The 17,644-nt window shown below is 64.9% G+C and carries 19 protein-coding genes; 6 read left to right on the forward strand and 13 right to left on the reverse strand.

The window, feature by feature from the left end; all coding sequences use genetic code 11:
• Window positions 1–79: 79 nt before the first annotated feature.
• From ACX80T_RS09130 to ACX80T_RS09150, 5 genes are all read right to left on the reverse strand, one after another.
• The gene (locus ACX80T_RS09130) at window positions 80–835 is read right to left on the reverse strand and encodes a hypothetical protein (protein WP_459304226.1); all 756 of its coding nucleotides are present in this window, start codon (window positions 833–835) and stop codon (window positions 80–82) included.
• 123 nt (window positions 836–958) lie between these two features.
• Window positions 959–2,467: an Asp-tRNA(Asn)/Glu-tRNA(Gln) amidotransferase subunit GatB gene (gatB, locus tag ACX80T_RS09135; RefSeq protein WP_459304262.1), complete on the reverse strand. Its 1,509-nt coding sequence runs from the start codon at window positions 2,465–2,467 to the stop codon at window positions 959–961.
• A gap of 5 nt (window positions 2,468–2,472) precedes the next feature.
• Entirely contained in the window at window positions 2,473–4,044 is a 1,572-nt protein-coding gene (gene gatA / locus ACX80T_RS09140) for an Asp-tRNA(Asn)/Glu-tRNA(Gln) amidotransferase subunit GatA (protein ID WP_459304227.1), read from the reverse strand.
• Window positions 4,045–4,047: 3 nt separating this feature from the next.
• The gene (gatC, locus tag ACX80T_RS09145; protein WP_019483572.1) at window positions 4,048–4,344 is read right to left on the reverse strand and encodes an Asp-tRNA(Asn)/Glu-tRNA(Gln) amidotransferase subunit GatC; all 297 of its coding nucleotides are present in this window, start codon (window positions 4,342–4,344) and stop codon (window positions 4,048–4,050) included.
• Between the two features lie 93 nt (window positions 4,345–4,437).
• Window positions 4,438–5,913 carry an HNH endonuclease gene (locus ACX80T_RS09150; protein WP_459304228.1) on the reverse strand — a complete coding sequence of 492 codons (1,476 nt, stop codon included), beginning with the start codon at window positions 5,911–5,913 and terminating at the stop codon, window positions 4,438–4,440.
• A gap of 171 nt (window positions 5,914–6,084) precedes the next feature.
• Here ACX80T_RS09150 and ACX80T_RS09155 point away from each other — a divergent pair, with 171 nt between their 5' ends.
• From ACX80T_RS09155 to ACX80T_RS09165, 3 genes are all read left to right on the forward strand, one after another.
• The gene (locus tag ACX80T_RS09155) at window positions 6,085–6,549 is read left to right on the forward strand and encodes a hypothetical protein (protein ID WP_459304229.1); all 465 of its coding nucleotides are present in this window, start codon (window positions 6,085–6,087) and stop codon (window positions 6,547–6,549) included.
• Window positions 6,539–6,877 (forward strand): transcriptional regulator, encoded by a 339-nt coding sequence (locus ACX80T_RS09160; RefSeq protein WP_459304230.1) that lies wholly within the window; start codon window positions 6,539–6,541, stop codon window positions 6,875–6,877. The genes ACX80T_RS09155 and ACX80T_RS09160 overlap by 11 nt, the downstream gene beginning before the upstream one ends.
• A gap of 162 nt (window positions 6,878–7,039) precedes the next feature.
• The gene (locus ACX80T_RS09165; RefSeq protein ID WP_459304231.1) at window positions 7,040–8,017 is read left to right on the forward strand and encodes a zinc-binding dehydrogenase; all 978 of its coding nucleotides are present in this window, start codon (window positions 7,040–7,042) and stop codon (window positions 8,015–8,017) included.
• 59 nt (window positions 8,018–8,076) lie between these two features.
• Here ACX80T_RS09165 and ACX80T_RS09170 read toward each other — a convergent pair whose 3' ends face one another.
• Window positions 8,077–8,592 (reverse strand): GNAT family N-acetyltransferase, encoded by a 516-nt coding sequence (locus tag ACX80T_RS09170; RefSeq protein WP_024476941.1) that lies wholly within the window; start codon window positions 8,590–8,592, stop codon window positions 8,077–8,079.
• A 320-nt stretch (window positions 8,593–8,912) separates the two neighbouring features.
• On the opposite strand from ACX80T_RS09170, the gene ACX80T_RS09175 reads away from it, so the two are divergent.
• The 3 genes from ACX80T_RS09175 to ACX80T_RS09185 all read left to right on the forward strand — a co-directional run bounded on the left by ACX80T_RS09175 (window position 8,913) and on the right by ACX80T_RS09185 (window position 10,547).
• On the forward strand, window positions 8,913–9,194 hold the full coding sequence (locus ACX80T_RS09175; RefSeq protein ID WP_459304232.1) for an ArsR/SmtB family transcription factor: 282 nt from the start codon (window positions 8,913–8,915) through the stop codon (window positions 9,192–9,194).
• Entirely contained in the window at window positions 9,191–9,583 is a 393-nt protein-coding gene (locus ACX80T_RS09180) for a VOC family protein (protein WP_459304233.1), read from the forward strand. The genes ACX80T_RS09175 and ACX80T_RS09180 overlap by 4 nt, the downstream gene beginning before the upstream one ends.
• 127 nt (window positions 9,584–9,710) lie before the next feature.
• Complete coding sequence (locus ACX80T_RS09185; protein ID WP_019483580.1) at window positions 9,711–10,547, forward strand: formate/nitrite transporter family protein; 837 nt, start codon at window positions 9,711–9,713, stop codon at window positions 10,545–10,547.
• Between the two features lie 20 nt (window positions 10,548–10,567).
• Here ACX80T_RS09185 and ACX80T_RS09190 read toward each other — a convergent pair whose 3' ends face one another.
• The 7 genes from ACX80T_RS09190 to ACX80T_RS09220 all read right to left on the reverse strand — a co-directional run bounded on the left by ACX80T_RS09190 (window position 10,568) and on the right by ACX80T_RS09220 (window position 17,610).
• Entirely contained in the window at window positions 10,568–11,017 is a 450-nt protein-coding gene (locus ACX80T_RS09190) for a DUF2087 domain-containing protein (protein ID WP_459304234.1), read from the reverse strand.
• Window positions 11,014–11,868, reverse strand: coding sequence for an inositol monophosphatase family protein (locus tag ACX80T_RS09195; protein ID WP_459304235.1), 855 nt, complete (start codon window positions 11,866–11,868; stop codon window positions 11,014–11,016). Before ACX80T_RS09195 ends, ACX80T_RS09190 begins: the two co-directional genes overlap by 4 nt.
• Window positions 11,865–14,045 (reverse strand): NAD-dependent DNA ligase LigA, encoded by a 2,181-nt coding sequence (ligA, locus tag ACX80T_RS09200; protein WP_459304236.1) that lies wholly within the window; start codon window positions 14,043–14,045, stop codon window positions 11,865–11,867. The genes ACX80T_RS09195 and ligA overlap by 4 nt, the downstream gene beginning before the upstream one ends.
• Window positions 14,046–14,059: 14 nt before the next feature.
• Window positions 14,060–14,815 (reverse strand): protein phosphatase 2C domain-containing protein, encoded by a 756-nt coding sequence (locus ACX80T_RS09205; RefSeq protein WP_019483582.1) that lies wholly within the window; start codon window positions 14,813–14,815, stop codon window positions 14,060–14,062.
• A gap of 134 nt (window positions 14,816–14,949) precedes the next feature.
• Window positions 14,950–16,113: an adenylate/guanylate cyclase domain-containing protein gene (locus ACX80T_RS09210; protein WP_019483583.1), complete on the reverse strand. Its 1,164-nt coding sequence runs from the start codon at window positions 16,111–16,113 to the stop codon at window positions 14,950–14,952.
• A 35-nt stretch (window positions 16,114–16,148) separates the two neighbouring features.
• Window positions 16,149–16,709 carry a PH domain-containing protein gene (locus ACX80T_RS09215; RefSeq protein ID WP_024476949.1) on the reverse strand — a complete coding sequence of 187 codons (561 nt, stop codon included), beginning with the start codon at window positions 16,707–16,709 and terminating at the stop codon, window positions 16,149–16,151.
• A 19-nt stretch (window positions 16,710–16,728) separates the two neighbouring features.
• Entirely contained in the window at window positions 16,729–17,610 is an 882-nt protein-coding gene (locus ACX80T_RS09220) for a biotin--[acetyl-CoA-carboxylase] ligase (RefSeq protein ID WP_459304237.1), read from the reverse strand.
• Window positions 17,611–17,644: the final 34 nt, after the last annotated feature.

Below are 17,644 nucleotides of genomic sequence, written 5' to 3' on the forward strand. Positions count from 1 at the left end.
GTGCAGTTCATCCTGGACGGTGCTGTGGCACCATCGTCAGCGTATCAGCCGGGTTCCGGGAAAGCCGGGTTGCGGCTGGCTAGTCCTGCAGCGCCACGCACATCACCGATGCGTCGTCCGCTGTCTCGCCGATCTCCTGCTGGGTAATGCGCAGGGTCAACATGAGCTCTTGTGCACCACCGGGGGTGCTGACCGCATCGAGGAAAGCCTCGGGGCCCGCCACCAGGCCCAGATCGACTGCCCGCCAGGCACCATCCGAAGCGAGCGCCACGGTGTGCGCTTTCCCTACTGTCACCAGTCTGGCTCGCTCGGCTGCTTCGGGTTCCCGCCGGGCCACCCAGACGCCGTGCTCGGTATTACGGTCCCGCCGGGCCTGCAGGTGGTCGGCGCGTGTTCCGGTGGGTTCGCTGATCGGAACTCCAGCGTGCAGCCAACTTCCGTCGTACCGGCGGGCCACGACGTGGCAGTCGGCGAGGCTGAGCACCTGGACGCCGTCGTCGTCGGCGGTCACCAGGGAGACCGCAGCGCTGGGGAAAAAGTGGGACCGAGCGCCGACCAGCCGCTGCCCGAGCGCATCAACGGTTTTCAGTGCCGCGGCCAGAACCTCGCGGGGATCCGCGGGGCCGGCGTGTTCAGCCAGCGCGAGGTTGAGGACCTGCGCGTACCAGGACGGGTTGGATGCCCCGGGCAGGTCGATCTCTGCCAGCAGGGACGTGGCGCCGTCAATCATCCACGCGGCGTTGCGCCGGTAGCCGCAGGCGTCTTCCATGATGTGGTTATCGCCCTCGGTCTGGACACGGGACAGGTGGGTCCAGACCGGCTTCTCAGCGCTCACCGTCGGCCAGCCTGTTCGCCACGAGGATCCTTTCAGGGAGAAACGGTGAGCAACCTGGACGTTCGCAGAGGTAATGTTGCCCCCTTTTTGTCCAGATTGCCCACCTCAATTGGGAGCGGCGGGTTAGCCCTCGACGCCGAGGCGCTGCAGGATCAGTTCCCGCACCCGACCGGCGTCGGCCTGGCCGCGGGTGGCTTTCATGACGCCGCCCACGATCGCGCCGACAGCCTGCACCTTGCCGCCGCGGATCTTGTCGGCGACATCGGGCTGGGCTGCCAGTGCTGCATCGATCGCCTCAAGCAGCGGACCGTCGTCGGACACGACCGCCAGCCCGCGGGCCTCGACCACCTCGGTGGGTGTGCCTTCGCCGGCGAGGACGCCGTCGAGCACCTCCCGGGACAGCTTGTCGTTGATCTTGCCGGACTCGATCAGCGAGTTCAGTTCGACGATCAGCTCGGGGGTGACACCCAGCTCGGACGGCTCGACGTCGGCCACCTTCGCCCGGCGGGAAATCTCGCCCATCCACCATTTACGGGCGACGGCGGGTTTGACCCCGGCAGCGATGGTGTCCTCGATGGAGGACATCACACCGGCGTTGACGACGTCACGGAACTCGGCGTCGGAGTAGCCCCAATCCTGCTGCAGCCGTTTGCGGCGTTCGGCCGGTGGCTCGGGCAGTTCGGAGCGGAGCCGCTCGATCCACTCCTCGGTGGTGACGATAGGCACCAGATCGGGTTCGGGGAAATAGCGGTAGTCGTCGGCGTCGGACTTGGGACGGCCCGACGTCGTCGAGCGGGTGTCCTCGTGCCAGTGGCGGGTTTCCTGGATGATGGCGATCCCGGAATCGAGCACCGCTGCGTGGCGCTGGATCTCATACCGGACGGCGTGCTCGACGGCGCGCAGCGAGTTCACGTTCTTCGTCTCGGTGCGGGTGCCGAATTTCTCCTGCCCCTTGGGCTTGAGGGAGACGTTCGCGTCACAGCGGACGTTTCCGCGTTCCATTTTGGCGTCAGACACGCCAAGGTTTTTGACGATCTCGCGGATCGCAGCGACGTACGCCTTCGCCAGTTCGGGAGCGCGGGCATCGGCACCGACAATCGGCTTGGTGACAATTTCCACGAGGGGCACTCCGGCGCGGTTGTAGTCCACAAGGGAGAACTCGGCGCCCTGGATCCGACCGGTGGAGCCACCCATGTGGGTCAGCTTTCCGGCGTCCTCTTCCATATGGGCGCGCTCAATCTCGACGGTGAACACGGTGCCGTCAGCCAGCTCAATGTCAATGGACCCGTCATAGGCGATCGGGTCCTCGAACTGGGAGGTCTGGAAGTTCTTCGGTGTGTCCGGGTAGAAATAGTTCTTCCGGGCGAAGTAGCACTTCTCGGCGATCTTGCAGCCCAGCGCCAGCCCGATCTTGATGGAAGACTCCACCGCCACCCGGTTCACTACCGGCAGCACACCCGGCAGACCAAGGTCCACCGGGGTGACGTTGGTGTTGGGGGTGTCACCAAACGCGTTGGGTGCCGAGGAGAACATTTTGGTCTGGGTGTTCAACTCCACATGGACCTCGAAGCCCAGCACCGGATCATACTTCTCGAGGGCTTCCTCGAAGGTCAGAATGTCTTCAGTTGCCATAGCCATCAGTTGGTTCCTCCTGCAGTGCTAGTCTCCACGCGGTCGGCTGCGCCGCCGGACCGCAAAGCGTCAGGCCTCAGCTCCGGAGCGCGATCCAGCAGCGGACCGCCCCAGCTGGCTTCGAGCAGTGATTCCAGCACCGCGCCCACCCGGTACAGCCGGGCGTCCTGGCGAGCGGGAGCCAACAGCTGGATACCGACGGGCAGCCCATCCTCGTCGGCAAGGCCGCCGGGCAGGGACAGCCCGGGTATGCCTGCCATGTTCGCTGGGATAGTGGCGACGTCGTTCAGGTACATGGCCAGCGGATCGTCGAGCTTCTCCCCCAGCTTGAAGGCAGTGGTCGGCGAAGTCGGGGAGATCAGGACGTCGGCCTGCTTGAAGGCCGCATCGAAGTCCCGCTGAATCAGCGTGCGGACCTTCTGCGCCGAGCCGTAATAGGCGTCGTAGTAGCCGGCGCTTAGCGCATAGGTGCCCAGGATGATGCGCCGTTTGACCTCGTCACCGAAGCCTGCGGCACGCGTGGCGCCCATGACACGTTCGATGGTGGGTGCGCCGTCGGGCACCACCCGAAGACCGAACCGGACGCCGTCGTACTTGGCAAGGTTTGAGGACGCCTCGGAGGGCATGATCAGGTAATAGGCGCCCAGCGCGTACTCGAAATTGGGGCAGGACACCTCGACAATCTCGGCGCCCGCACCACGGAGCAGTTCCAACGATTCCTGGAACCGGGTCAGCACACCGGCCTGGTACCCCTCGCCCTGCAGTTCCTTGATGACGCCGATGCGCATGCCGTCAACGTTGCCCATTCGGGCAGCCTCGACGAGCGCGCCGAGAGGGTCGGTGAGGGAGGTGGAGTCGTTGGGGTCGTGACCGCCAATGACCTCGTGGAGCAGCGCCGAGTCCAGCACGGTCCGTGAAACGGGGCCAATTTGGTCCAGCGACGACGCCATCGCGATGGCACCGTACCGGGAAACTCCGCCGTAGGTCGGCTTCACGCCGACCGTGCCGGTGACAGCGCCGGGCTGGCGGATGGAACCGCCGGTATCGGTGCCCAGCGCGAGCGGCGCCTCGAAAGCGGCGACGGCGGCAGCTGAGCCACCGCCCGATCCGCCGGGGATGCGATCCAGATCCCACGGGTTACGGGTGGGGCCATACGCCGAGTGCTCGGTGGAGGAGCCCATGGCGAACTCGTCCAGGTTGGTCTTGCCGAGGATGGGCATACCCGCGGCCCGGAGTCGGCGGATCACCGTGGCGTCGTAGGGGCTGTGCCAGCCTTCAAGGATCTTCGAGCCGGCGGTGGTGGGCTGGCCCTTGGTGACGATGAGGTCCTTGACCGCGATCGGAACGCCGGCCAGCGGGTGGAGGTCCTCGGACTTGGCACGAGCCTGATCCACTTCGGCGGCGACTGCGAGCGCCTCGTCGGTGTTGACGTGCAGGAAGGCGTGGACGCCGTCGTCGCCGCCGTCCACGTGGGCAATCCGGTCGAGGTGAGCCTGGGTGGCTTCAACGGCCGAGATTTCCCTGGCAACGAGTTTCTGGGCGAGCGCCGCGGCGCTGAGCCGAATCAGTTCAGTCATGGGTTACTCCCCGTCCAGGATGGCTGGGACCTTGAAGCGTCCGTCAGCGTTGTCGGGTGCACCGGAGAGGGCTTCCTCGTTGGTGAGGGTCTCCCCGATCACGTCTTCGCGGTACACGTTGCTCAGCGGAATGGGGTGGCTGGTGGTGGGGATGTCATCGCCTGCCACCTCGCTGACCCGCTTGATCGAGTCAACAATTACTGCCAGCTCACCGGTCATCCGGTCCAGCTCTTCGGCGCTCATGTCGATGTGGGCAAGCCGCGCCAGATGCGCAACGTCCTCACGGTTGATCTCAGCCATAAATCTCCCATGGTCAATGAATTGGTGTTTGGTTCCAGTCTACGTGCGGTGCACGCCCCGACCGATTCGGCCTGGCACTTGGAACACTGCGGTTCAGGCTCCGGGCAAGGGTGGGGCGGTGGCCTGGTAGGTGTGGCCGGTGGGTGTGGTGACGCGGAGGGTGTGGCGGGATCCTGGATGTGGTCCTGCTGTCCAGCCGGGTTGTTCCTTGGTGTGGTTGCAGGCTTCACAAAGTCCTGCCCCGTTCGCCACCGAAGTAGGTCCATCATTGTGCCAGGGGATGATGTGGTCGTAATGCCGGATCGGCGCGTCGCAGTAAGGGGTGCGGCAGGTGGCGTCGCGGGCGCTGATGAACCTGCGTTGCGCCGGGGTGAAGAGCCGGGCTTTGGAGTCCATGGCCACCAGGTCTGCGGTTGTTGGGGCTGTGTAGAGGCGACGAAGCCACACTTCGAAGGTCGGGAGCCCTTGGTCAGAGTGTTCCTCAGAGCCGTGCGGTGTCAAAGATCTGTTGCCGCTCCGTGAAGGCGAAGGTATCGCACCGGGGTGGATGAGGTCTCGGGCCCACGCTGACGGGACGATGCCATAGCCGGGGATCCGGGCTGGTTCGCTATCGCCCTGAAAAAGGGACCGGTCGGTCATGATGACCTGCAGCTCGACCCGGGAGACGCCCCCGGGTGCGCCGGTGACCCGTTCGACGAGGGCATCGGCCATGAGCTGGCCCCGGGACCGGGTGTCCCCGGTGGCCCGTGCCGTATCAGCGTGCCTGGTCAACGCGGCGTAGGCGGCCACAGCGTTTTTCACCGGCAACAACGCACTGAGGTAAGCCATCGTGTCCGGTGCCGGCCGAATGCTCACGAACCGTTCATTTGCCGCGTGGGCAGCCCGGTTGACCACGGCGCGCGGGTCCCTGCGGTAGCTTGCGGTCCGGGCCGCGGCGATGATGGCCTTGTCGCCGTGCCCCTCAAATGTCCCGGTGTCGGGGCAGAGTTCCTCGTCGACGGCGGACCGGTCAGCGGCGGACAGGCACGCGGTTTCCTTCACGATCAACGTTGCGCGCCATTCATTCAGCTGCCCGTTATGCAGGGCCGCCAACGTATGCGGCATCTCCGTCACCAGCGCCCTCGCGAGCCCAAGGAGACGGCTGCCGCGGGCTGGGGATTCACGCCGGGCCAGTGCGATCTGCGCGCTGACACCCTTCCCCTGCTCCGCAGCGGGTGTCCCGGCCTGGGCTTGGGTTTGGCGTTCCAGCACGTCAACGGCGATGGAGATCTGGGCCTGCACCCCAGCGATCGCCGATTTCAAATCCTCCAGGTCACGTAGCTGATCGATCAGCCCCGCAGCGTTGGCAGCTGGCCGAAGCGCCCCTAAAGCTACAGCCAATGCTCGCGTGGAACCCACACCAGCACCCGCACCAGCACCCGCACCAGCACCAGGGGTTTTCGACCCCCAGCCACCCGCAACAGGGGAACCCGTAGTGGCCTTCTCGCCGCGACCCGCAGCGCCGCGCGGAGCCGTTGCCTGAGAGGTAAATCCCCTCCTGCTCAACGATGGAGCTGCGCGTCCGTCCATACCTCAATTGTCCCAAACGCCGCCGATAGTTCAGGAACTTTCACCCTTATGTGGATAAGTCTCTCGAACAAATATTCGACACTAAAGTGTGCGCAGACACCTCCTGAGTGACACCCCGCGCGCCAAGCCAGCAGTTGCTTTCCTCAGTGGAAAGTGATTACACTTTCCATCATGGAAAACAACTTGCCTCCGTCGTCGTCGGGCCAGTCGGACTCGGCCGCCGCCCTGCTGGCCGACGTCGATAGTGACCGCTCAGCTCTCATCTCGCGCATGAACACACCACGATGGGTTGCCCCTGCGTTCGGCGCAATTGCCGCCGTCTGTGTCGCTTCGCCCGCAGCCGGAGACAACCGCTCAGGCAACTCGGCCCTGCTGATCATCGTCGGAATCATGGTTGTCTATCTGTATCATCGGGCAACCGGCGTCAAACTCGCCAGCATCGGTTGGGAGGCCTGGCTGATCTACGCCGCCACCCTGATTTCCTGCCTACTGCTGCTCAGCGTCGCCTTGGGGCTTGTCTCTCTCGAACTGCACTGGTGGGTTGTTGCGCCCACCGTAGCCGCTTTCGGCGCTGGCACTATCGGAGCCCACTACTTCATGCGAAGCGCCCTGAGCCGGATCCGCCATGCCCGCTGAGCTGTCCGAAACAAACGGCGGCGTCTTCAACGAACTGATTCATGCCCCACTACGGTTCCGAATTTGCGGACTTCTACGCAATGTTAAAAGCGCCGACTTCTCAGCGATTCGTGACTCACTCGCTGTTGGGGATGCTGCACTGTCCAAACATCTGAAGGTTTTGGTCGACGGTGGTTTTGTGTCGATGACCAAGTCATCATCGGTCGGGCGCCCGGATGCCCGGCGAATCAGCTGGCTCTCCTTGACCCCCCAGGGCAGGAGTGCTTTTGATTCCCACCTCGCCGCCCTCCGCGCGATTGCCACAGGAGTCATCGACGACGGCGACTGACCCGTCGGACACTCTGCCGCCATTCGCCCTGAACCGCTGGGCGGCGCTTGAACACCGTCGCGTGACAGACAAACTTGACGCTCTGATGTCGCTGCAGCCCGGGAATATTGCAACCGGCCGGGGGGTTACTTTTCGAGTAACCACATGGAAAGAGAGTTAGTTATGCGCGCGATTCGTCAGCACACCTTCGGGGAACCCTGGGATGTCCTCCAGGTCGATGAAGTCACCACCCCAGAACCCGGTCCAGGGCAGGTGCGGGTACGCACCCTCCTGTCCCCCATTCACAACCACGATCTCTGGACCGTCCGCGGTACCTACGGCTTCAAACCCGAGCTTCCCGCCCAGGCGGGCTCTGAGGCAGTAGGAGTCATTGACGCTTTGGGTGACGACGTCGAGCACCTCTCCGTGGGACAGCGCGTCGCTACCGGTGGGACGTTCGGCGTCTGGGCCGAGTTCTTCATCGCCCAGGCACAGGGTCTGGTACCCGTCGATGAAGGTGCAACCGATGAAGTTGCGTCCCAGCTGGTCTCAATGCCGTTCTCCGCCATCGCACTACTCGACTGGCTGAACCTCACCGAGGGTGACTGGATCATCCAGAACGCCGCAAACGGCGCCGTCGGTCGCCTGATCGCCCAGCTCGCTCCTACCCGCGGCATCAACGTCGTCGGCCTCGTCCGCCGTGACGCGGGCGTCGACGAACTCGCAGCTCAGGGTATCGAACGGATCGTTTCCACCGAGACCGCAGGCTGGGAGGACCGGGTCGCTGAACTCACGGGGGGCGCCAAGATTGTCGCCGGCGTGGATTCGGTGGGCGGCGACGCCAGCAACGAGGTGCTGTCGCAGCTCGGCGAGAATGGCACGCTCGTGGTGTTCGGAGCGATGGGTGGAGGCACCATGACACTGAGTTCCGGCTCGATCATCTTCAAGAACCTGACGGTCAAGGGCTTCTGGGGCAGCACCGTGATGCGCGAGCTACCAGCCGGTCGTCGCGGCGAGCTGTTCAGCGAACTGCTGCTCCGGGTCAACGACGGCACCCTCTCCTTCCCCATCGAAGCTGCCTACACTCTGGATCAGGTGCAGGAAGCCGCCCGGGCAAACTTCGTGGCGGGCCGCAAGGGCAAGGTCATGATCCGGCCGTAGCTTGTCCCACCGGTGCAGGTCTTCCCATCTTCCGGGAGACCTGCACGGCCGCGGTGGCTCTAGAGGGACAATCTGAACACCCAGAGCAGGATCTCCTCGTCTCGCACCCACCAGTCGCGTTCGGGTTGACGCTCGAAGCCCAGCGAATGATACAGAGCATGGGCGCGGGTCATGTCGGAGCCGCTGGTCAGGCTGACCGCCGTGATTCCGTCCAGCGATCGGGCATGCTCAATGATCGCCTCAACCATCAACCGGCCCACCCCGCCGCGCTGAACCGTCGGGTCCACCGCCAGCATCCTGAACTCCAGCTCACCGGTGACCGCAATGTCGGTATACCGTTGCCCCTCGAACGTGATGGCCACCGAGGCAACGACGACGCCCGCGCGCTCCGCCACCCAGATTTCGGCGTGCTCGGCGCGGTGTTCGACGTCGGCCAGCACCCGCATGTACGGATGATCGGGAGCCTCGAAGTACCCCGCCTCAAGGTAGGCAGCACACGTGATGCGGCGGACGTCGTCGTAATCCGTCTCGGTAACGGGGCGGATCGTGAGGTCGGTTGGAGCGTGGGAATTCATCAAATCCTCATCAGGGAACAAACGGGGACGACGCCGAAACGTTGCCTTTCAATTCTGCCTCACCCCGGACAGATCGTTCAGCCGCGCTACTGGGCTGAGACTTCGCTGCCACTGGACCATGACAACCCTGCCACGGACCGGCGGCAGCAAATCCAGTTCAGGGACCAGCGTGGACGGTCACTGACACCTCGCCACAGACTGGCGCCCTGAAATGCCCCACGAGTAGTCCCGTTGCCTGAAGTACCGCCCCCAGATCAGCCATTCACCCATCGTAATGGGGGTCTTGATAGGCAAGCCTGTGCTTGCCTATACTGATGCTTATGGTTGACGTGTTCCGGGCTCTCGACGACGAAACCAGACGCACCATTCTCGATGAGCTGTCGTCGCGCGACGGTCAGACCCTGTTCGAGATCTGCTCGATACTCGCCATGCGCCACAACCTCAGCCTGACCCGCCAAGCCATCTCCCAACACCTGGGTGTCCTTGAATCGGCCGGGCTCGTTGCGACCGAGCGTCGGGGACGCTCCAAGTTCCACTACTTTAATCCCGCACCACTTGCCGAAATTGCCGATCGATGGCCTATTCAAAAGAGGATCCAATGAAAATTGCACTGACCAGCCTGTTCGTCGACGACCAGCGGGCGGCGCTGGCGTTCTACACCGACGTCCTTGGCTTCACGAAGGGCCACGACATCCCGTTGGGCGATGACTTCTGGCTCACCGTTCGATCACCCGAATCCCCGGACAGCCCAGAGCTTCTCCTGGAGCCGGCCAGCCACCCCGCGGTGAAACCGTACCGTGACGCGCTGACGGAGGATGGCATTCCCCTGGCCCAATTCGCGGTCGAGGATCTTACCTCCGAGTACGCCAGATTGACGGGCCGCGGCGTGGTGTTTACCCAGCCGCCCACCGACATCGGAACCGCCCTGATGGCCGTCTTCGACGACACTTGCGGCAATCTGATTCAAGTGATCGAAATGAAGCAGGCTTGAAGGGCGGCAACCAGCCGATGATCACCGCTGGTGCCTGGGTTGCCTCCGCTGTTGCTACCATTTCGCGTATCCAGTAGCGCCGATCCGGGAGGGCGCCTCCTCCCGAACAGTACAGAGGAGAGGCGTCATGAGCGAAGCACGCAGGCGGGAATTAGGGGACACCGATGCCCCGGTCGAGGACGAACTGAAGGAATCCTTCGATAGCACTGTTGAGGAGGGTGCCGAGCGGCTGCAACGGACCTTCCGGAACATCCTTGTCACGGGTGTTTTTGGCGGTTTTGAGATAGGCCTCGGCATCATGGCTTACCTTGCTGTGCTGCACGAGACGGACAATCATCTCCTCGCGGGCCTTGCGTTCAGCGTGGGCCTCGTTGCCCTTTTCCTGGCACATAGCGAACTGTTCACCGAAAACTTCCTGATGCCGGTCGCAGCCGTCGTCGCGAAAGAAGGCAGTCTGCTTCAGCTGGTCAAACTCTGGGGCGGCACCCTGGTGGCCAATCTGGTCAGCGGCTGGGCTTTCGTCTGGATTGTCATGCAGGCGTTCCCTGAGTGGACCGGGACAGTCGCCGAGAGCGCCCACCACTTCATCGACGCGCCGTTCTCCATGCAGGTTGTGGCCCTGGCGGTGCTCGGCGGCAGCACCATTACGCTGATGAGCCGAATGCAGCAAGGGACCTCGAATGACGTCGCCAAGATCGTCGCGACGGTGATCGGCGGATTCCTCCTTGCGGGTCTGCAACTGTTCCACAGCATCCTGGATTCGCTGCTCATTTTCGCCGCGATCCATTCCGGCGCGGCCATCACTTACCTGGAATGGCTTGGCTGGTTTGGGTACACCCTGGCCTTCAATATGCTCGGTGGACTCCTGCTTGTTACGCTGCTGCGGCTCGTGCGCACCAAGGAACTGATCGAGAAGCGTCGCGACGAGGCTCCGGAAAACCCTGACGCACCCCACGAGAGTTGACGACGTCGGAGCGCCGGCAGTCAGGCGCGGCGGTAGCCGGTGCCGTCCGGCCGGCGGACCAGGTGGCCGTAATCGACCAGTGCCCGGCGCAAGTTCGGGATATCACGGGTCACCGTAGCCAGGACGAGGTTCACCTCCCGCTCCGACAATTCCTGATCGGCTGGCACCAGCCGCTCGGTCAGGTGTTGAAGTACGGCCCGGCGCTCCGTCGGATTGCGCGGCAGTCCGTCCAGATGGCCACTACTGAAGAAGCGATCCACCCCTTGAGGCCTAGTCCGGGCTGTCGCTGCGAGAATCTCCTGGAACAGGTCGGTATTGACGGCACCTCCGGTGGTGACCAGGCCAGCTGCAACCAGCTTCTCCAGTTCCTTCGCAGTAGCATCGGTGTCATGGCCCAGCACGGCTGCGGCGTAGAGCTCGCGGAGCCGGGGTGCTGAAAGGGTTGAGAAGACCTGCTGCCAGCTCCTCATCCCGGGGCAATTCCATCCGGGGCGGCGGTGAGCGCCGTCACCCTGCCGACCAGATCGGGCGAACCGGCAACGGTGAACGCCATGAACCGCTCGGCCTCGTCCGGGCCGCCGCCGAGCGCCGGGGTGAGCTCGGGGCGGAGCACCGTGGCACCCGCCTCCTCGGCGATCAGGGCACCGGCGGCCCAGTCGTGTTCGTTCAGACCGCGTTCCACGTATCCGTCGAGGGTGCCGTCGGCGACCATGCACAGGTCAAGGGCCGCCGACCCGATCCGTCGGATATCGCCAAACCCCTCCATGAGTGAGGCCAGCTCCCCCACTTGCTGGACCCGGGCTTCGGCGTCGTACGTGAATCCTGTGCCGAGCAGCGTGCCCTTACGGCCCACCTCTGGCCCTTCCAGGCGGACGATCCGGCCGTGATCCCGCAGCCAGGCCCCCTGGCCGCGGGCAGCCCAGTAGATCCGGTCCAGCGCTGGGGCGTGCACCACCCCGGCCAGCCAGCGGCCGTCAGCGTCGGCTGCCGCGACCGAGGTGCAGTAGTAGACAATGTTGCGGATGAAATTGGTGGTCCCATCCAGCGGGTCGATGGACCATCGCACCTGTCCGGCTCCCGTGGTGCGATCGGGGACCGTGGTTCCCAGCTCTTCGCCGGTGATCACATCGTGGGGTCGTGACCGGGAAATCACATCCCGGACGGCGCGTTCGGCTGCCACATCGAAGGCGGTCACCCAGTCGCTGTCCGAGCTCTTGTTCTGCGCGCCGAGCGTCTCGATACTGCGCCGCACCAAAACGTCGGCCCCCGCCGAGGCAGCCTGCTTCGCCAGGTGCAGCAGTTCCGTCGGGGATACGTTCACGCTGGGCCCTCCTGGAGTAGCCGGGTGAAGCCGTCCTCGTCCAGCACGGTCAACCCGAGCGCTTCGGCCTTGTCGAGTTTGGTGCCAGCGTTTTCCCCGGCCACCACATAGTGGGTGTTTTTCGAGACTGAACCGGATGCCTTGCCGCCACGCTGGATGATCGCTTCCTTCGCCTCGTCGCGGCTGTAGCGTTCCAGCGAGCCGGTGACGACGACGGTCACGCCCTCCAGGGTGCGCGGCATGGAGGTGTCGACGTCGTCCTCCATCCGCACCCCAGCGGCAGCCCACGAATCGATGATCTCCCGATGCCAGTCTTCGGCAAACCATTCGGTGAGCGCTGCGGCAATGGTGGGGCCGACGCCGTCGACGTTCGCCAACTCCTCCTCCGAGGCTGCGCGGATCCGTTCCATCGACCCGAACGCGGTGGCCAGCGCACGCGAGGCGGTTGGCCCGACATGCCGGACGGACAGGGCGACCAGGACCCGCCACAGTGGCTGCTGCTTCGCTTTCTCCAGTTCGGTGAACAGCCGGCGCGTGTTGGCGCTGGGTTCGGACGGTTTCTTGGCGGTGCCCTTGGTGTAGAAGTAGGGCACCAGTTCCTTGCCGACCACCTCCCCCTTGACCCGCTTGTCACGCAGGATCCGCACATCGGCGAGCGCCTCGGGGGTGAGGTCAAACAGTTGAGCCTCGGACGTCAGCGGCGGCTCCTCCGGTTCGGCGGGCTGGGTCAGGGCGATTGCCGCTTCCCAGCCCAGGGCCTCAATGTCGAAGCCTCCGCGTCCGGCCAGGTGGAACACGCGTTCCCTCAGCTGCGATGGGCAGGACCGGGCGTTGGGGCAACGGATGTCGACGTCGCCCTCCTTCGCCGGCGCCAGGGGGGTCCCGCAGGACGGGCACTCGGTGGGCATCACGAATTCGCGTTCGGTACCATCACGGAGCGCGACGACGGGGCCCACGATTTCCGGGATGACGTCACCGGCCTTGCGGAGGACCACCATGTCGCCGATCAGGACCCCCTTGGCCTTCACCACGTCCTGGTTGTGCAGGGTGGCCATTTCGACGGTGGAGCCGGCCACCTTGACCGGCTCCATCATCCCGAACGGGGTGACCCGGCCGGTGCGGCCCACGTTCACCCGGATATCCAGCAGCCGGGTGTTGACCTCTTCCGGTGGGTATTTGAAGGCCACCGACCAGCGGGGCACACGCGAGGTGTGGCCCAGTGCCCGCTGCAGGCCGAAGTCGTCCACCTTGACGACGATGCCGTCGATCTCGTGGAACAGGTCGTGCCGGTGCGTGCCGTAATGCTCAATGAACTCGACCACCGCCGGGGCGTCGTCGAGCACCTTGAAATAGGGCGAGGTGGGCAGTCCCCACTCCTTCAGCAGGCGGTAGGTCTCCGATTGGGACTGGGCTGCCAGGCCTTCGCGGACGCCGATACCGTGCACGTACATGTCCAGGGGCCGCTCGGCCGTCAGCGCCGGGTCCTTCTGGCGCAGGGATCCCGCCGCCGCGTTGCGGGGGTTGGCGAATGGCGCCTTGCCTGCGGCGACCATCCTCTCGTTGAGTTGGGCGAACGCAGCCGACGGGAAAAACACCTCGCCGCGCACCTCCATCTCGGCGGGGTGGCCCGTCCCGGCGAGGGTCCGGGGGATCGATTTGATGGTGAGGACATTGTGGGTGATGTCCTCACCGGTGGCACCGTCGCCACGGGTCGCCGCTCGCACCAGTTCACCGTTCCGGTACAGCAGGTTGACGGCGAGTCCGTCGATCTTCAGCTCGGTCAACCATTTGATGGCGCTGCCTGGGCTGACCGATTCGACGCTCGCGGCAGCCCGGCTCACCCAGACGTCCAGCTCGGCCAGGGAGAAGACGTCCTCCAGGCTGTACATGCGTTGCAGGTGGTCGACGGCGGCGAAGGCCGAGGAGGCATCGCCGCCGACTTCCTGGGTGGGCGAATCGTTGGCGATCAGCTCCGGATGCAGTCCCTCGATTTTTTCCAGCCGCCGGAACAGCTCATCGAACTCCGCGTCGGAAATTGTCGGCGCGTTCTCGTTGTAGTAGGCGAACCGGTGCCGGCGCACCTCCTCCGCCAGGGAGTCGTATTCCTCACGCAGGGAATCGACCGGCGTCTGGTCCGCGGTAAGCTCTATGCCTGATTTGTCAGTTGTTCTGGCCACAGTCCTATCTTGCCTCAGTCCCCCGCACCTGCGACATCCACGACGATGACTGAAATGTTGTCTCTGCCGCCGGCCCGGAGCGCTGCCTGGACGAGGGCTTCGCTAGCATCCTGCGGGTGAGGGAGCGACGTGAGGAGGTCAAAGATCTGCTCGTCCCCCACCTCGTTGATCAGCCCGTCGGAGCACACCAGGATCCGGTCGCCGATGGCGGCCGGGATCAGCCAGAAGTCGGCGTCGATGTCGCTTCCGGTGCCCAACGCGCGGGTCACCACGTGGCGTCGCGGATGGGTGAGTGCTTCCTCGGGGGTGATGCGACCGTAGTCGACGAGTTCCTGGACCTCCGAGTGGTCGATGGTGATCTGTTCCAGTCCGCCCTGGCTGAGGCGGTAGGTGCGGGAATCGCCAACGTTGAAAACCAGCCAGTACGGGGCGCCGTCCTCCTGGACGAGGATAGTTCCGCTGAGGGTGGTGCCGGCGCGGCCGCCGGTTTCCGACCTGATCTTTTCGTCGGCGGTGACCAGAAGCTCCTGTAGTTCCTCGGGGTCCATCTCGGGGAATGGCTCTCCCACCAGCCGGCTATCCATCAGCGTGCGGATGCAGATACTGCTGGCGACCTCGCCAGCCTCATGCCCGCCCATGCCATCAGCAACCGCGAAGATAGGGTCAGCTGCGACCAGCGAATCCTCGTTGTGTTCCCGGCGCAGGCCGACGTCCGACGCGAACCCACAGCTCACCGTCAGGTCCAGACCCGGTGTCTTGTCGGTTGTCATTTCCGTCCTACCATCTAGCTGCCGTCAATGAGGTGTGTCACGAAGTTACTTGGCTACCCTAGCCGAACCGCGCTCTGAGCCCGCGCCGGTGGTACTGCCACGTCCTCGCTGCAGCAGTATCTTCCAGCGGTCCGCTAATCGAGGATCAGCCCGGTCCCGGTGCCGCGGGCGAGCGTTACGGGGTGCACCTCGCCAAACCCTCTGATGGTGCGCGCCTTCTGCGGGATCAGGACGAAGTGTTCGTTGTCGCGCAGGGTGGCGGCGGTGGATGCATCGATCAGGACCGTCCCCGGTTCGGCCAGGGAGGTCAGGCGGGACGCCAGATTAACTGTCGGCCCGTAAATGTCGCCCAGTCGGGACAGGATCCGCCCCCACACCAGGGAGACGCGCGCGGAGGGCAGCAGGTGGTCTTCGGTGAAGGCTTTGGCCAGGGCGAGGGAAATTTCGGCACCGGCTTCCGGGGACTCGGCGATGTAAAGCACTTCGTCGCCGATGGTCTTGACCAGCCTGCCGCCTCCCACCGAGATGATTTCGGCACACACATTCTCGAAGCGCTGCACCAGGTGGGCGAGGGTTCGCTCGTTCATCTGGCGGGACAGGCTGGTGTAGGAAACGAGGTCGGCGAAGCCGACGGCGCGGGCCAGGGGCAGCGGGGCATCGTCCTCGTCACCCAACCTGCCTTCGGCGCTGGCCTGCAGCCCGGATTCGGCGCGCAACGCCAACCGTTGCACTGCCGCGTTCAGTTGGCGTCGCCAGGCGTAAACCAGTGTCTTTTCCAGGGGTGCGATAAGTTCGGGAAGCTCGGCGACCAGGGCCTTCCGGGCAGCCGCATCGGAAATTTCCCGCTGCGCCGCCATCTCTTCGACGAGGGCTTCGATCTGCCAAACCACCATCCGGTCGGTCATCTGGCCAATGGCGCGGGTGATGGAGATTGCCGCGTTCTCGGAGACCTTGTCACTGCGGACGAGTTCGATGATCGTGATCAGCGCATCCTGGTCCTTCTCGGTGAAAGCCACGTCCTCGTCGGAGATGTTCGGGAAGCCCATGGCCCGCCACAGCTTGCGCGCCGAGAGCAGCGACACGCCAGCACCGGCCGCAACGTCGCGGCGTCGGAGGGTTCGCTCGGCGCCCAGCAGTTCTATTTCCAGGTTCCGGATCGCCTCGCGGGACAGGTCCTGCTGCGGGACCGGGACCACCTCCGGCGTCAAAGGGGACGACGCGTCCTCCCCTGCCGGGGCAGGAGCAGCATCGGTGGCTGGCTCGTCCTGGCCCAGGTCGGGCTGATCGTCAGCAGTCATTCGCTCTTCTCCCGTCCGTAATCGCTCATCTGGTGTCAGTAACCCTCGAGGTCATGCACCGGGTCAGCTTCCATGTCTACACCATCAAACATGACGGTCAGTGGGAGGTCCCCGATCGCTTCGACCATGAACTGTTTGAAGGTGTGCACTTGTGGCACGTCCGGGTAGACGACCGTCCGGTCGCGGCCCAGGTCCACGGTCAGGTTTCCGCCACCCGTGGAGCGCTGGAGCAGTGTCTGGCTGGTGTCCAGTTGGTAGATGCTGGCGAGCGCAATCTCTTGCTCGCGCCGGGTGGAGAGTCCGCGACGGCTGATGAGCCGCCGGCTGGTCAGAATGTAGCGCGTGCCCCACCACCGCAGCAGCGGGCGGACAAAGATCCGCAGCAGAATCAGAACCGCGACCGCCAGCACCAGGATCACCCCGAGGGGCACCCATTCGAGCACCTCGGTCGGCAGCGAGTCGCGGCTCAGCAGACCGAGCGCGAATCCCGCCCCCGCCAGCACCACCAGCGTGCCGATGAACGGCACCAGCAGCGGCCTCGGGTGGGGCCGGGTGCGCACGATGACGTGCTCGCCCGGCGCAAGCTTCAGACGCACAACCGCTCAGCCGCCCACGTCAGGAGACCGGCCGGACATGCACGACGTCGCCGGCCGTGACGGTGTGCCGCTCGTCGTCGTAGTCGCGAACCAGCAGTGCACCGTGCTCGTCGAGGCCCAGCGCCCGGCCGAGGAGTTCAACGCCCCCCGGGAGTTCCACCCGCACATCCTGGCCGAGCGTGACCATCCGGTCGCTGACCCGCTGGGCGAGGGAGGTACCGTCCGGCCACTCCCGGCGGGCGTCGCCGTCGACGGCCCGGAACGCGGCGTAGAGGTCAGCGAACCGGCGCAGGAAAGCACGCAGCAGCACGTTCCGGTCGGTGGTCTTGGCGTATTCCAGCAGCAGGCTGGTTGCGGTGGGGACCGGTAGTTCCTGGTCGGTCAGGGACACGTTGGCGCCCACTCCGACAATGACCGCTGCGGGCCCCCCGTTGGTGCCGGGGACCAGTTGGGCCAGCACTCCGGCGAGCTTGCGCCCGTCGACCAGCACATCGTTGGGCCACTTGAGCTGGGGTCTGATCTCGGTGCGCTCCTCGACGCCCTCCGCCAGGGCGAGGGCGGCGAGGAGGGAGAGCCACGAGTAGCTCTGCGTGGGCAGCGGTCTGCCTGCAGGGTTGTGCGGGCGGAGCAAGATGCTCACGATCAGGGAGGAACGTTCGGGGGCAATCCATGGACGATCCAGTCGTCCACGCCCGGCGCTTTGCTGTTCGGCGGTCAAGACGCTGAGGTCCGGCCAGTCGCCGGCGTGGTTTTTGGCGTGGTCAGCGAGCTCGGTGTTGGTGGATCCGGTCTCGGCCACAACCTCGAGCCGCCCGTAGGGTCCCTGGGGCGAACAGAGGGCGTTCCGGAGCGCCGCTTCATCCAATCCGGGGCGTTCGAGGTTGGAATAGCGGGAAGTCATGCTCTGATCTTACCCAGCGTGGCTTTGACCGGGC

The organism is Arthrobacter sp. Sr33 (genome assembly GCF_054511195.1).